The organism is Curtobacterium sp. NPDC090217 (assembly GCF_044746705.1).
GTDB lineage: Bacteria > Actinomycetota > Actinomycetes > Actinomycetales > Microbacteriaceae > Curtobacterium.
In genome coordinates, this window is record NZ_JBIVCR010000002.1 from 56,747 (window position 1) to 70,225 (window position 13,479).

Annotated in this window: 14 protein-coding genes and 1 pseudogene; 9 read left to right on the plus strand and 6 right to left on the minus strand. The window is 69.7% G+C overall.

The window, feature by feature from the left end; all coding sequences use genetic code 11:
* Positions 1–26: 26 nt before the first annotated feature.
* Positions 27–806, minus strand: a complete 780-nt coding sequence (locus tag ACIPJ2_RS07940) for an HNH endonuclease family protein (RefSeq protein WP_402728368.1) — start codon at positions 804–806, stop codon at positions 27–29.
* 85 nt (positions 807–891) lie between these two features.
* Here ACIPJ2_RS07940 and ACIPJ2_RS07945 point away from each other — a divergent pair, with 85 nt between their 5' ends.
* Together ACIPJ2_RS07945 and ACIPJ2_RS07950 are read left to right on the plus strand one after the other, a co-directional pair.
* Positions 892–1,671, plus strand: a complete 780-nt coding sequence (locus ACIPJ2_RS07945) for an aldo/keto reductase (RefSeq protein ID WP_402728369.1) — start codon at positions 892–894, stop codon at positions 1,669–1,671.
* A 10-nt stretch (positions 1,672–1,681) separates the two neighbouring features.
* Positions 1,682–2,230 carry a cysteine hydrolase family protein gene (locus ACIPJ2_RS07950; RefSeq protein ID WP_402728370.1) on the plus strand — a complete coding sequence of 183 codons (549 nt, stop codon included), beginning with the start codon at positions 1,682–1,684 and terminating at the stop codon, positions 2,228–2,230.
* Positions 2,231–2,245: 15 nt separating this feature from the next.
* Here the strand turns inward: ACIPJ2_RS07950 and ACIPJ2_RS07955 are convergent, their stop codons facing one another.
* Positions 2,246–5,518 carry an SNF2-related protein gene (locus tag ACIPJ2_RS07955; RefSeq protein WP_402728371.1) on the minus strand — a complete coding sequence of 1,091 codons (3,273 nt, stop codon included), beginning with the start codon at positions 5,516–5,518 and terminating at the stop codon, positions 2,246–2,248.
* Positions 5,519–5,628: 110 nt separating this feature from the next.
* On the opposite strand from ACIPJ2_RS07955, the gene ACIPJ2_RS07960 reads away from it, so the two are divergent.
* The 3 genes from ACIPJ2_RS07960 to ACIPJ2_RS07970 all read left to right on the plus strand — a co-directional run bounded on the left by ACIPJ2_RS07960 (position 5,629) and on the right by ACIPJ2_RS07970 (position 7,289).
* Positions 5,629–6,069, plus strand: coding sequence for a BLUF domain-containing protein (locus tag ACIPJ2_RS07960; RefSeq protein ID WP_402728372.1), 441 nt, complete (start codon positions 5,629–5,631; stop codon positions 6,067–6,069).
* A gap of 309 nt (positions 6,070–6,378) precedes the next feature.
* On the plus strand, positions 6,379–7,065 hold the full coding sequence (locus ACIPJ2_RS07965) for a D-alanyl-D-alanine carboxypeptidase family protein (RefSeq protein WP_402728373.1): 687 nt from the start codon (positions 6,379–6,381) through the stop codon (positions 7,063–7,065).
* A 41-nt stretch (positions 7,066–7,106) separates the two neighbouring features.
* Positions 7,107–7,289, plus strand: coding sequence for a hypothetical protein (locus tag ACIPJ2_RS07970; RefSeq protein WP_402728374.1), 183 nt, complete (start codon positions 7,107–7,109; stop codon positions 7,287–7,289).
* Positions 7,290–7,377: 88 nt separating this feature from the next.
* On the opposite strand, the gene ACIPJ2_RS07975 is transcribed toward ACIPJ2_RS07970, so the two are convergent.
* Both ACIPJ2_RS07975 and ACIPJ2_RS07980 read right to left on the minus strand, forming a co-directional pair.
* The gene (locus ACIPJ2_RS07975; protein WP_402728375.1) at positions 7,378–8,802 is read right to left on the minus strand and encodes an amino acid permease; all 1,425 of its coding nucleotides are present in this window, start codon (positions 8,800–8,802) and stop codon (positions 7,378–7,380) included.
* A gap of 124 nt (positions 8,803–8,926) precedes the next feature.
* Positions 8,927–9,259, minus strand: a complete 333-nt coding sequence (locus ACIPJ2_RS07980; protein WP_281264101.1) for a hypothetical protein — start codon at positions 9,257–9,259, stop codon at positions 8,927–8,929.
* A gap of 94 nt (positions 9,260–9,353) precedes the next feature.
* Here ACIPJ2_RS07980 and ACIPJ2_RS07985 point away from each other — a divergent pair, with 94 nt between their 5' ends.
* From ACIPJ2_RS07985 to ACIPJ2_RS07995, 3 genes and pseudogenes are all read left to right on the plus strand, one after another.
* Entirely contained in the window at positions 9,354–9,740 is a 387-nt protein-coding gene (locus ACIPJ2_RS07985; RefSeq protein WP_402728376.1) for a hypothetical protein, read from the plus strand.
* Positions 9,683–10,129, plus strand: a pseudogene (locus ACIPJ2_RS07990) (hypothetical protein); the annotation flags it as partial. The gene ACIPJ2_RS07985 and the pseudogene ACIPJ2_RS07990, both read left to right, overlap by 58 nt.
* Positions 10,130–10,222: 93 nt before the next feature.
* Complete coding sequence (locus ACIPJ2_RS07995) at positions 10,223–10,660, plus strand: hypothetical protein (RefSeq protein WP_281264104.1); 438 nt, start codon at positions 10,223–10,225, stop codon at positions 10,658–10,660.
* Positions 10,661–10,674: 14 nt separating this feature from the next.
* Here ACIPJ2_RS07995 and ACIPJ2_RS08000 read toward each other — a convergent pair whose 3' ends face one another.
* Both ACIPJ2_RS08000 and ACIPJ2_RS08005 read right to left on the minus strand, forming a co-directional pair.
* On the minus strand, positions 10,675–11,295 hold the full coding sequence (locus tag ACIPJ2_RS08000) for a hypothetical protein (RefSeq protein WP_281264105.1): 621 nt from the start codon (positions 11,293–11,295) through the stop codon (positions 10,675–10,677).
* An 84-nt stretch (positions 11,296–11,379) separates the two neighbouring features.
* Positions 11,380–12,852 carry an APC family permease gene (locus ACIPJ2_RS08005; protein WP_281264106.1) on the minus strand — a complete coding sequence of 491 codons (1,473 nt, stop codon included), beginning with the start codon at positions 12,850–12,852 and terminating at the stop codon, positions 11,380–11,382.
* A gap of 125 nt (positions 12,853–12,977) precedes the next feature.
* Between ACIPJ2_RS08005 and ACIPJ2_RS08010 the strand changes: the two genes are divergently transcribed.
* Positions 12,978–13,406, plus strand: a complete 429-nt coding sequence (locus ACIPJ2_RS08010) for a DUF6892 domain-containing protein (RefSeq protein WP_402728377.1) — start codon at positions 12,978–12,980, stop codon at positions 13,404–13,406.
* Positions 13,407–13,479 lie beyond the last annotated feature (73 nt).

Sequence of the window (13,479 nt, forward strand, 5' to 3'; positions counted from 1 at the left end):
TTTAGGCTACACCTGTCGTCTTGGGATCAGCACCGCTCGAGCACGCGGGACATCGCGTCGCGCTCCGCGGGGACGACCCACAGCCGGTACTCCGTCTTCACCGTGATCTGGTGTTCCACGTAGGTGCAGCGGAACGCGGTGTTCGCCGGCAACCAGGTGGCGGCATCGCCGGAGCGCTTCTGCGCGTTCGAGTGCTGGTCGACGGCGAAGAGGTTCTCCGGATCGTTCGCCAGGGCCTCTCGCTCGGACTGGTCGAGCTGCTGCGCGCCGGTGATCCACGCGTTCTCGAGGGCGACGACGTGGTCGATCTGGACCTCGGTCGAGGTGGTGTTGCCCCGCACGAAGTCGATCGTCGCGCCGGTGTACGGCGAGACGAGTTCGCCACTCGTGACCGTGCACGGGCCGCGCTTGGTGATCTCGGTCAGGTCGCGTGCGAGGACGTCGTTCCGGGTGTCGCACCCGTTGCGGTCGACGTCGAGCCAGGCGGTGCCGAAGTCCGCCGTCCGGTCGTACCCGGTCGCCGCGGCCTTCCCCTTGACGGGCAGGGCCGCCAGCAGGGTGCGCGCACGCGCGGCGTCGGCCGGACTGGAGGCTCGGCTCGGCTCCGGCGCGCTCGCTGCGGTCGACGTGTTCGTCGGTTCGCCGACCGGGCTCGCGCCGACGGACGCGGTCGCCGTGGGCGCCGCGTCTGCCTCGGTCGGCTGGAGATCCGTGGTGTGGAGGGCGTACCCGGTGACGGCGATGCCGAGGGCGATCAGCGCGGAGGTCAGGGTCAGGCGGGTCCTACGGCGTCGGCGTGACGGCATGGCGGGTGGTGCTCCAGGTGGTGCTCGGTGGTGTGTCCCTCGATCCTGGTGGCAGCGTCCGACATCGCCGCGTAGACACGATGGCATGACCGATTTCGCAGAACCGTCCGTACCGGTGACCGGCGGAGCGATGCCGCTCCTCGGCTTCGGGACCTGGCAGATCGCCGACGCCGACGCCCCCGCGGCGGTTCAGGCAGCACTCGAGGCCGGCTACCGACACATCGACACGGCGACCGGTTACAGCAACCAGCGTGGCGTGGGGAAGGCCGTCGCGGCCTCCGGGCTCGCCCGCGACGACGTCTTCGTCACGACGAAGCTGCCGCCGGACAACGCCGACCGGGTCCGCGCCACGATCGAGGAGAGCCTCGACCAGCTCGGACTCGACCACCTCGACCTCTGGCTCGTGCACTGGCCGCCGAACGGCGAGGCGCGACCGGACGTCTGGGAGCAGGTCGTGCAGGCGCAGCAGGACGGCTTGACGAAGGCCGTCGGGGTGAGCAACTACTCGCTCGCCCAGATCGACGAGCTCACCGAGGCGACCGGTGTCACCCCGGCGGTGAACCAGATCAAGTGGAGCCCGGCCGAGTTCGACCGGACCGTGGCAGACGGGCTGCGCGACCGCGGCGTCGTGCTCGAGGGGTACAGCCCCTTCAAGGCGAGCAACCTGCAGGACCCGACGCTGGTCTCGATCGCCGAGGCGCACGACGTCGACACGGCGCAGGTCATCGTGGCCTGGCACGTGGCACACGGCTTCGTCGTCATCCCGAAGTCGTCCCAGCCGGAGCGCATCGCCTCGAACGCAGCCGGCGCCCGCGTCGAGCTCGCCGACGACGAGGTCGACCGCATCGACGGACTCGGGAGGTAGCGTCGGAGGAGTGAACACCGCACTCCTCGTCATGGACTACCAGAACAGCATCGTCGAGCGTCTCGGCACCGACGAGGGACTCGCCGCGGCGACGGCCGCGGTGTCGGCGGCGCGGGAGCGGCGGATCCCGGTGCTGTTCGTCCGCGTCGCGTTCCGACCCGGCGCGCCAGAGGCTGCGGCGACGAACAAGATGTTCGGGGGCATGGCGTCGCGGATGGCGCAGCAGGCACCGGACGCGACCGAGATCCACCCGGCGTTCGGTGCCGGCGATGAGGACATCGTCGTCACGAAGTTGCGGGTGAGTGCGTTCGCGGGATCGGACCTCGAGGTGCTCCTGCGTGGGCTCGACGTCCGGGACCTCGTGCTCTGCGGCATCGCGACGAGCGGCGTCGTGCTGTCGACGGTGCGGCAGGCCGCCGACCTGGACTTCGGGCTGACGGTGTTGTCGGACGCGTGCGTCGACTCCGACCCGGAGGTGCACCGGGTGCTGCTCGAGAAGGTCTTCCCGCGCCAGGCAGACGTGGTCACCACGGCCGAGTGGACCGCGTCGCTCGGCTGAGCGTGCCGCGCCGGATCAGGCGAGCAGGGAACGGATGTCCTCGGCGGTCAGGTCGTCGGCGAACAGGGCGTCGTCGTCGATCATCGTGGCGAAGAGCTGGGCCTTGCGGGCCGCGAGTGCGAGGACCTTCTCCTCGATGGTGTCCTCGGCGATGAGGCGGTTGACGTTCACCGACCGGGTCTGCCCGATGCGGTGCGTCCGGTCGACGGCCTGTGATTCGGCAGCGGGGTTCCACCACGGGTCGAGCACGAACACGGTGTCCGCTTCGGTGAGGGTCAGCCCGAAGCCGCCGGCCTTGAGCGAGATGAGGAACGCCGGGGCGGTGCCGTTCCGGAAGCGGTCGATCACCTTCGTGCGGGCCCGTGTCGAGCCGTCGAGGTACTCGTACCCGATGCCGCGGTCGTCGAGGGCCGTGGCCACCATGCGGAGGAACGACGTGAACTGGCTGAACACGAGTGCGCGACGGCCCTCTGCCGCGAGCTGCTCCAGTTCGTCGAGCAGCAGCTCGAGCTTGGCGGAGGGGATGTCCTGCGACTCACCTGACACCAGCGCTGGGGAGAGCGCGAGCATCCGGAGCAGTGTCAGTGACCGGAACACGATCATCCGGTTGCGGTCGAGGTCGTCGATGAGGTCGAGCACCTTGAGGCGCTCACGGTTGAGCGTCCGCTCGTAGACGTCCCGGTGCGCCGGGTCGAGCGTGACCCGGACGACCTGCTCCTGCTTCGGCGGCAGGTCGGCGGCGACGCTCTCCTTCGTCCGCCGCAGCATGAGCGGGCGGATCCGACGGCGCAGACGTGCGGTGAGCTCCTGGCGCGCGGAGCCCCGGAGGTCGGGGGAGGCGAGGGGCTTCACGTAGTCGTCGCCGAACCGCGTCCACGACGACAGCAGCCCGGGTGCGACGATCGAGAACAGCGCCCAGAGGTCGGTCAGCCCGTTCTCGAGCGGGGTGCCGGTGATCGCGATCTTCACGGGGGCCTGCAGCTCGGCGGCCGCCCGGTGCGTCTGCGACTGCGGGTTCTTCACGAACTGCGCTTCGTCGAGGAGCAGCGCCGACCACGGCAGGTCGGTGTAGGCGCGGGCGTCGAGGCGGAGCAGCGCGTAGGAGGTCACGACGACGTCCGACGCGGCAGCGGTCCTGGCGACGAGCGCGGGGTCCTTCAACGAGGTCGTCTCGATCGTGGCGACCCGCAGCGACGGGACGAACCGTGCTGCCTCGGCCGCCCAGTTCCCGACGACCGAGGTCGGTGCGACGACGAGGAACGGCGGGTCGTCGGACGCGGTACCCCGGCGCGCGGCGATCATGGCGAGCGCCTGCAGGGTCTTGCCGAGTCCCATGTCGTCGGCGAGCACCCCACCGATGCCGTTCGACACGAGGAACGACAGCCAGGCGTACCCGGACAGCTGGTACGGCCGGAGGTCGGCGCGGACGGTGTCCGGGACGGCGACGTCGCCAGGGGGCGCCGCGTCGAGGAGCCGCGACGCCATGGCCGCCCACCGTTCGTCGTGGTCGGTCTCGTCGGCGAGCTGGTCGAACTCGGACCACAGCCCGGCCTGCAGGGGCGTGACCGGCATCGGCTGCGACGGCTCCCACTCGTTCTGGTCGCGGGCTTCGTCGATGAGCTCCTTCAGCCGGTCGAACGCCGGGTCCGCGAGCGACAGGTACGAGTTGTCGACGAGCTTGAGCCGCCGTTGCCTGCTCGCGAGCGCGGTCAGGAGCGGCGTGAACGGGATCTCCTTGCCCTTGACGCTGACGATGATGCCGAGGTCGAACCAGTCGTGCTTGTCGGAGGGCATCGTCGTGACGCGGATGTTCGGCTTGCCGGTGAGTCGTTCGTAGTCGAGGCGCTCACCCTGCACGACGACCCGCACGCCGTGGTCGGGGAGCGCGGGGATGAGCTCGTTCGCGAGCACCGCGACGTCTGCGCCCTCGACCGTGCCGTCGACGAACCACGCCAGCGACTCCGGCACGTCGTCGGCGGCGCGGACACCGGTCAGGTCCGGCAGCGGCCCGTGCATCGACACCGGGTCCTTCCGGCCGTCGACGTGCCAGCGCCACTGCAGGTGTGCGACGTCGTCGGTCCGCGGTGCGCGGGCCGGTTCGAAGGTCACGGTGAGCACGAGTTCCGGGGGGGTCCGCTCGGGGAGCTCGATCGAGCCGTCCGAGCTGACGAGCCCGAGCGCACCCCGGAGTCGTGGCGACCAGTCCGCCAGGAACTCGGACACCTCGGCAGCGGGGACCTGGATCCTGGTGCCCTCGACGAGCATGCGCCGCTGGTCCGCTGGCACGGGCTCGGGCGTCGGGGCGAGTTCGACGCGGAACTTCGGCGACTCGTGGAACACGTAGAGCCCGTGGTCACCGATGAGCCGGGCGGCGCCGTCCGCGACGGGGCGGCCGTCGAGCACGGCGCTGGTGCCGATCACGAGCCCGGTGTCCGAGCGAGCGACGTCGAGCAGCACGCGGGCGCCGGTGCCGAGCGTTGCACCCCCCTCGCGCTTCCCGGTCACGAAGGCGACCCCGAGCGACGGGGCCTGTCGCAGCAGAGGCCAGAGGAGCGGACTCTGGAAATCGTCGAGGTGGATCCAGTCGCTCTCACCGGGGAGCCCGGCGAGCGCGCCCGCACGGTGCAGGGCGGCGAACTGCAGGAACCACGCGTGTTGTTCGGCGCCGAGGCCGAGCCGGTTCATCGAGTACGGGAGCGTGCCCCAGGTGAGCTGCCCGCGCACCCAGTTGCCGGCGTCGCTGCGGGTCACGGGTCGGACGCCGAGCCGGACCGACCGCGATGCCGTCGGGAGCGCCCGTCCGGCCGATCGCGCGCGCGCAGCCATGCGCGCGGGTACCGCGTCGCGGAGCTCGAACTGCAGACCCAGCGGGGTCGACGTGGTGGACGTGACCGGTGGCGGGGTGTCGCCGGCGAGGCGGGCGACCTCGTGCCTCCAGTCCGGGGCCGGCGGAGCCGGTTCTTCGGCTCGTGGGCCGGCGTGCGCGGCCACGGCACGGGCGTTGATGGTGAGGAGCGCGGCGGCGACGTGCTTGCACTCGCCGCCGATCGGGCACGTGCAGCGGGACCGGACGGGGCGGACGAACTCGCCGCGTGCGGCGGTGGTGTCGACGTGCACCTCGTACGGTTCGTCGGCGGAGCCGGCCACGACCCCGGTGATCGTGCCGTCGTCGTGCCAGGTGGCGTCGTCGACGAGCCCGCGGCGGACGATGTCCCGCGCACGACCGAACGTCTGCGGCCCGACGAAGCGGATGACGTCGACGGCGTCGATCATCGGGGCGGCTGGCACGGGTCCATCGTGCCAGCAACCACCGACCCCCGCGGCAGGAGCCGAAGGCGCACGGCCACCCGGACAGGGGCTGTCCGCGGCGGCGTCGGCAGGGCATGCTCGAACGCACGATGTTGCATTCACTGGTCTACATGAGCTCGGCTCGCGAGCGCTTCGACGACGACGAGCTGGAGACGGTCCTGTCCTACGCGCGGGAGCGGAACACCGGCGACGGTCTCTCCGGCCTCCTGGTTTACCGCGCCGGTCGATTCATGCAGCTCCTCGAGGGGCCGTACGACGCCGTGATGGCGACGTACGCGCGGATCCTCGAGGACGATCGGCACCACGATGTCTCCCTGCTCGTCGAGGAGTCGATCCACACGCGGCGCTTCCCGGAGTGGACCATGGCGTTCGACCGCGACGAGTCGTCGGAGCTGCCGGAGGGGTTCAGCTCGTTCCTCGGCGCGGGGGACTCCAGCGCGGACCAGAGTCGAGCGCGCGAGCTGCTCCGTTGGTTCCGGAACCACCCGCTGGCGGATCCGACCGCCGCGGCGGGCAAGCACCGACGCTGACCGTTCGCTCCGACCGCCGTCCTGGACTTCCGGTGAACCACCGATGAATGGCACCCGCAGGGGGGTAGACAGGGTCGTCGAATGGTGGAAGAGTGCGATCACACATTGGTCGACAAAAGGGGGATCGGCGTGGTCGATTCGAACGATGACGTTCCGACACAACGAGGATTGAGTCGGCGGCAACTCCTCGGGTACACCGTCGCGGCTTCGGCTGCGGCGATTGCATTCGAAGGGACTCGCGCATTCGCGGCAGTACCCACGTCAGGAAATGCTGCCGACAGTGCCAACCTCTACAACCTCGCGGGTTCCATGCCCGAACAAGGAGGCGCCCAGGGGCTGTCGAGAGCTGCCTCGACCGCGGCATGGGGAGGGTACTCGAACGGGCAGATCCCGGCGTCGGCCCTGGCGAAGGTCCCGGTGGGCGTCGGTCAGCCGTACCTCCGGCCCGACGCGGCCGCCGCGTACAACGACTTCAGCGCGGCGTTCAGGACCAAGTTCGGCAAGTCGCTCTCCATCACCGAGGCGTACCGGGACCTGGCGCGCCAGCAGGCGCTCTGGGAGGCCTACCAGAACGGCACCGGGAACCTCGCCGCAAAGCCGGGGACCTCGGTCCATGGCTGGGCGCTGGCGTGCGACTTCGGGAGCAACGTCAACAACGCCGGTTCGGCCGAGAAGGTCTGGGCGAACGCGAACGGACCGAAGTTCGGGTGGCAGCCGAAGGGTGACGGGTTCTCCTCGCCCGAACCGTGGCACTTCGAGTACGACGGTTCGTACCAGGGTTCCGGGAGCGGCTCGGACAAGGCCACCGACGAGGACATGCGGCTGATCCAGTCCGGTGGTCGCGGAATCGCGGCGATCGGGCCCGGGTACTTCTTCCAGCTCCCCGAGGGGGAATTCGTCAGCCAGGCGACGGAGATCTGGGGCGACCCGTTCATCGGCAATGATCGTCAATTCGATCTCTGGCGAGCGATCGTCCTGCAAGGCACCACCGCGTGAATGCGGTCACAGAACACACCCACTCGAAAGGAATCTGAACAATGAAGATCATCCAGTCTCCCGGTCGCGGTTCCGCTGTCGTCGGACCCGGCTACTTCCGAGCCCTCTCCGACGAGCAGTTCGCCGCGGCGAAGATCCTGTACGGCGCGGTCCAGACCGGCAACGACCGCCAGTTCGACGTCTGGAGGGCCATCTCGCTCCAGGGGGTCACGCCCTCCAGCTGAGAGCCAGTTGCTCGACCAACCCCAGGCGGCCGGTGGGCCGCCTGGGGTTGTCGCGTTCGACGCGGTGGTCGACGGGCGGTCCTGCGGGCTACCGGGTGCGAGGACCCTGGGGGCCGGCGAGCTTGCTGTGCTTCCGCGAGTACCCGAAGTACACCCCGAGCCCGATCGCGAACCACACCGCGAACCGCACCCAGGTCTCCCACTGCAGGAACGTGACGAGCCACAGCGACGCGATGACGCCGATGATCGGGACGATCGGCATCAGCGGCAGCTTGAACTGCCGCGGCAGGTCCGGCTGGGTGTAGCGGAGCACGACGACGGCGGTGCAGACCACCACGAAGGCGAGCAGGATGCCGATGTTCGTCAGCTCGGCGACGACGCCGATGGGCAGCACCCCGGCGAGGACCGCTGACGCGATGCCGAGGATCCAGGTGACGCGGGTGGGGACATGGCGCTTCGGGTCGGTCTTCGAGAACCACTTCGGCATCAGGCCGTCGCGGCTCATCGAGAACCACACGCGAGAGGCGCCGAGCATGAACGTCACGAGCACCGTGACGATGCCGACGATGGCGCCGATCGCGATGATGTTCGCCACGCCGCCGAGCCCGACGGACGCGAACGCCGACGAGAACCCGGACGCGGGGTCGATGTCCGTGTACTTCTGCATGCCGGTGAGCACCAGGGTCGCGAGCACGTAGAGCACCATCGAGATCGCCAAGGACAGCAGGATCGCCTTCGGCATGTGCTTGCGGGCGTCCTTCGACTCCTCGGCGGCGGTGGACATCGCGTCGTAGCCGAACACCGCGAAGAACACCGTCGCGGCACCGGTCATCACGCCGCCGAAGCCGAACGGGAAGTACGGCGAGTAGTTGGCGCTGTTGATGTGGAACACGCCGAGCACGACGATGAGCACCACGAGCAGGACCTTGATGCCGACGGCGACGAACTCGAACCGGGCGGCGCTCCGGATGCCGCGGGTCAGCACGAACGCGGTGAGCAGACAGAGGATGATCGCGAAGACGTCGATCACGTGGCCGTCCCCGGTGCCCGGCGCGCCGAGCATCCAGGCGGGCAGGTCGATGCCGAACTGGCCGACCAGGAACCCGACGTAGCCGGAGATGCCGATCGCGACCACCGCCACGATCGCGGTGTACTCGAGCAGCAGGTCCCAGCCGATGAACCACCCGACGATCTCGCCGAGGACCGCGTACCCGTACGTGTACGCACTGCCCGCCTTCGGGATCATCCCGGCGAACTCGGCGTAGGACAGTGCCGCGGCGGCGCTCGCGACCCCGGCGACGAGGAACGAGATCAGCACGGCCGGACCCGCGATGCCGTGCGCGACGGTGCCGGCGAGGGTGAAGATGCCGGCGCCGATGATGCCGCCGATGCCGATGGCGGTGAGCTGCCAGAGGCCGAGGTGGCGTTTCAGGCCGTCCTCGCCCCCGGTCTCGTCGTCGATCTGGTCGATCGGCTTGCGGCGGAAGAGCGAGGGCTGCGGCGTCGTTGTCACCCGGCCACTCTGCACCCTGCGGCGCTCATGCGCGCGCACTGCGCGCCTGGCCTGCCAGGGGGCGGTCACGTGCGCGATGCCGGACGGGAGGCTCGTGGCGGGCCCGCCACGAGCCTCCAGGCCGTCAGCCAGCCAGGTACGGAGCCCAGGGTGGCGGCGGGACCGCGCCGTGGGTCGCGATGGCCAGCATCTGCCAGACGAGGGAGATGAGACCGGCGCCACCGATCACGATGCCGACCCACGCCGCGATGCGTGGCCCGATCCGCCTGCCGGCGATGGCGATCGCCCGCCACCCGCTGAGGACCGCCACGATGCCGAACACGGCGCACAGCACGACGTGACGGACCATCGACTCGGCCGGGATGACGACGCCGAGATAGGCGGTGACGAGGCCGAGGACCACGGCGACGAACGCGGGTGCGGCTGGTGGCTCCTGATCGCGGGTCCGTGCAGCCATGTCCTGACCGTACCCGGGCTCTCAGACGTCCGGGAGACGCCGGTTCAGGGGGTACCACCGGGCGTCCGTCCATCGAGACGGGCATGCTGGGTGCATGCGATCGTTCGTCCGTGTCCTGCTCGGTCTCGCGCTGGTGTTCGCCGGCACGTCCCACCTCACGTTCGCGCGGCAGGAGTTCCGTGCGCAGGTCCCCGAGTTCGTGCCGATCGACGAGGACACCACGGTGTTGGCGTCCGGTGTCGCTGAGATCGGCCTCGGTTCCGCGTTGGTGCTGGCCTCCCGCCGTCGTCGGCTCGTCGGGACGGCCGTCGCGCTCTTCTTCGTCGCGGTCTTCCCCGGGAACATCGCGCAGTGGCTGAACCGGCGGGACGGCTTCGGCCTCGACTCCGACGAGAAGCGCATCGCCCGTCTCTTCGGCCAGCCGCTGCTGGTCGCCGCTGCGCTGTGGTCCACGCGTGGCGGGTCCCGCCAGCGTTCGTGATGGCCGTGCCCGTGCAATCCGGACTGGAGGCTCGGCATCGGTTGACGGGTGGCCGTCGCGTCGCGGACATGGTCGCCACCATCGCTGTGCTTACCATCGCGACGGCGGCTGCGGTGGTCGCGGGGTGGGGGATCGTGTTCCTCTCGCTCGCGTTCCACTCGTGCACCGCACCGGGGAACCGGTGTGACGAGACGCTCGGCGGGGTCGTCGTCTACGCGGGGCCGGTGGCGGTCGCGTTGGTCCTGGTGCTCGCGATCCTCTTCTCGGTGCTGCGGATGGTGCGACGACGCCTGGCGTGGCCGATCGCGGTGATCGGCTTGGCGGCGGTCGTCGCGGCGTTCTTCGCAGCGCTGCTGCTGGTGGACAGCGCCATCTCCCACGGGATCTGAACCGGCTCCTCCACAGGGGCCTTTCTGACCGGTTCGTCCACCGGGTCCGATCCGGGCGCCCGGAGCGGGGGCTCGGTCCGCGACCGTTGAGCCATGCCAGACACCGACGTGCTCGACCGACTCGAGCGAACCGCAGTCCGTACCGATGACGACGTCGTCGACCTCGTCGTCGCGCTCCTCGAACGCCCGCACCGCCGACAGTGCTGGGTGCTGTTCCTCGGCGCCGACGCCGTGCCGATCCGTTTCGTCATCCCCATCGGGGACCTGCCGTACCAACCGGACGACCACGTCGAGGACTTCGGCGCCCTCGTCGCGGACATCGTCGAACAGGTCGGCGCGGCCGATGTGATCCTGGCCTGGGAACGGCCGGGGGCCCTGCACATGTACCCGGTCGACTGGGAGTGGGTCGACGCGATGGCGTGCACGCTCGACGAACACCGGGTCCGGGTCCGCGGGCAGGTCGTGGTGCACGACGGCGGCGCGGCGTTCGTGGAGCTCGACGAGGACGAGGTGACCGAGGCCGCCGCGTGACGGTGGCGGTGGCGTCAGCCCTGCGGCGCGGTGTCGGGGACGGTCTCGCCCGTCAGACCCTCGACGACCTGCTTCGCTGTCGGCCAGAACTTCGCGTAGTGGTCCGGGTCGGCGTTCACCTGCACCGCGTGCGCCATCTGCGTCGGCGTCATCGTCTTCCAGCCGGGGACCTTCACGAGCTTCGCGTAGAACATCGACGCCGCGGTGTACGGGTCCATCCGCTGTTCGTAGGTGCCCCAGGCGCCGTTGTCCCGCTGCTGGAACAGTCCGCGGCTGTCGGGCCCGACGGCGTCGCCGTGGTCCAGGTTCTGCAGCCCGGACTCGCCGATCGCGGTCATCACGCCGACGGCCTGCGTGTGCGGTCCGATGCCGAGTGCCCGTGCGGCCTCGATCACGGCCGCTGCGTTGACGAGCCGGTCCTGGCAGTAGCCGGCGACCGGTCCCTCGGGCACCGCGATGCCGCCGACCGTCTTCGTGGCTGCGGCCGGGCAGGTCACGGCTCGCGGCGTGGACGACGAACCACCGATGCCGGACAGGGAGTTCACCGCGATGACCACGAGCACGACGACACCGATCCCGACGGCGACGATCCCCGCACCGAACACGGACGCCAGGGTGATGCCGACGCGGTGCATGCGGGGGTCCTCTCGTCCGGGTGCCTGAACGAGGGTACGAGGGCGACCTGGGAAGCGCCGCCCTCGTACCCGCCCCAGTTCGGGTCAGTTCCGGTGGTCTCCCTCGTGCGAGCCGCCCTGCGCTCCGTCGTGGACCACGCTCGTCGGTTCCGTGACGAGGCCGGTCGGCGCCTTGTCGGCCTGCTTCCTGCCGTGCGTGAACCACGTCACGATCCACAGCAGGATCCCGAGCGCGAGCAGGGCCCCGGCGATCTGGTACTGCTCGATGTCACGTCCGGACGAGAACGGCAGGACGAGCCACAGGCACGTGACGACACCGATGACCGGGATGACGACGCCCGCTCGGAAGTGCTTGTGCCCGACCTTGTCGCGGCGCAGCACCAGCACGGACAGGTTCACGACGGCGAACACCGAGAGCAGCAACAGGGACGTGGTGCCGCCGAGCACGACGACGATGGGGGAGTCCGGGCTGAGCGAGACCCAGCCGATCAGCGCAAGCGAGATGAGCGTCGTGAAGACGATCGCGGTGGACGGGGTGCGACGGGTCGGGGAGACCTTCGACAGGAACCCGGGCAGGACGCCCTGCTTGCTCATGCCGTACAGCAACCGGGACGCCATCATCATGTTGATCAGGGCGGTGTTGGCGACGGCGAACATCGAGATGAACGGCAGCAGGTCCGCGATCGGGAAGTCCGGGGCGGCGGTCTGGACGACCGTGACCAGCGGCGTCTCGTTGCCGGCGAGCTGCCCGATCGGCACGACGGCGACGGCGCAGATCGACACGAGCACGTAGATCACCGCGGTGATCCCGAGGCCCGTCAACATCACCTTCGGGAAGATCCGGGACGGGTCCTTCGTCTCCTCGGCCATGTTCACGGAGTCCTCGAAGCCGACCATGGCGAAGAAGGCCAACGACGTCGCGGTCGACACCGACAGCAGCAGGCCCTTGTCTTCGGGAGTGTCGAACATGACCACGCGCGAGAAGTCCGCGTTGCCCCCGGCGATGGCCCAGAACCCGATCATGATCACCATGACGAGACCGCTGAGCTCGACGAGCGTCAGCACGACGTTGGTCTTCACGCTCTCGCTGACGCCCCGGAAGTTGACCGCCATCACCAGGAGCATGAAGCCCATGCCGATGAGCATCACGACCACGTTCGGCAGTTCGAGCCCGAAGCCGGCGCCGAGGTTCGCGGCGAACGCGCGGGATGCCGTCGACGCCGAGGTGATCCCCGAGCACATCACGATGAACGTGACGATGAACGTGACGAAGTGGATGCCGAACGCCTTGTGCACGTACAGCGCGGCTCCCGCGGTCTGCGGGTACTTCGTCACGAGTTCCAGGTACGAGAACGCGGTGAGCAGGGCGACGGCGAACGCGATGAGGAAGGGGAGCCACGCTGCTCCGCCGACCTCGGCCGCGACCTGACCGGTGAGGGCGTAGACGCCCGTGCCGAGGATGTCCCCGACGATGAACAACAGCAGGAGTTTGGGGCCGATGACCCGACGGAGCTCAGGCTGCTCCTGCTTCGGGGCCTCGGTGTTCGTGGTGGTCATGCACCACCCTCTTCCGGGGGACAGCATCCTGTCCGGCTTCACAGGGTTCTCCCCGCCGATCGCAACACGAACGTGTCCTGCTCGAAACCGGGCAGTCGGCGGACCGCACGGATACGCTGCGCACCATGGACGACGAGTCGAACACCACCGAGGAACCCGTCGAGTTCGCCGACTTCAACGCGAAGCTCCTCGTGCTCGACGTGCTCTGCTACGACCTCGACGTGATCGAGTCGTACGACGGGGAGTCCGTTGACGAGACCGAGGAGGACCTCGACGTCGAGGGCCAGGACGACCGGGCCCGCGAGTACTACGACGACCTCGACCTGCTGCCCTCGCATCTGTCCCTCGTCACCGAGGTCACGTTCGACCCAGACCTCGAGATCCTGCAGGACGTGCACCCCGGGTGGGACGGGTCCGACGACCGGTACGACCCGCAGAACTGGGACGACCTGCTCGAGCTGCCCGCGCTCACGACCGTGTACGCGACGACGAGGCTGCCCGCGCACGTGGCGGATGCCCTCGCCAGCAAGGGCGTCGAGGTGCAGTCCGCCTGAGGCTCCGGCGCCGCGATACGCCGCCCAGTCGCCGAGACGCCGCGGAGTCGCCCAGACACCGCTGGTTTCGGCG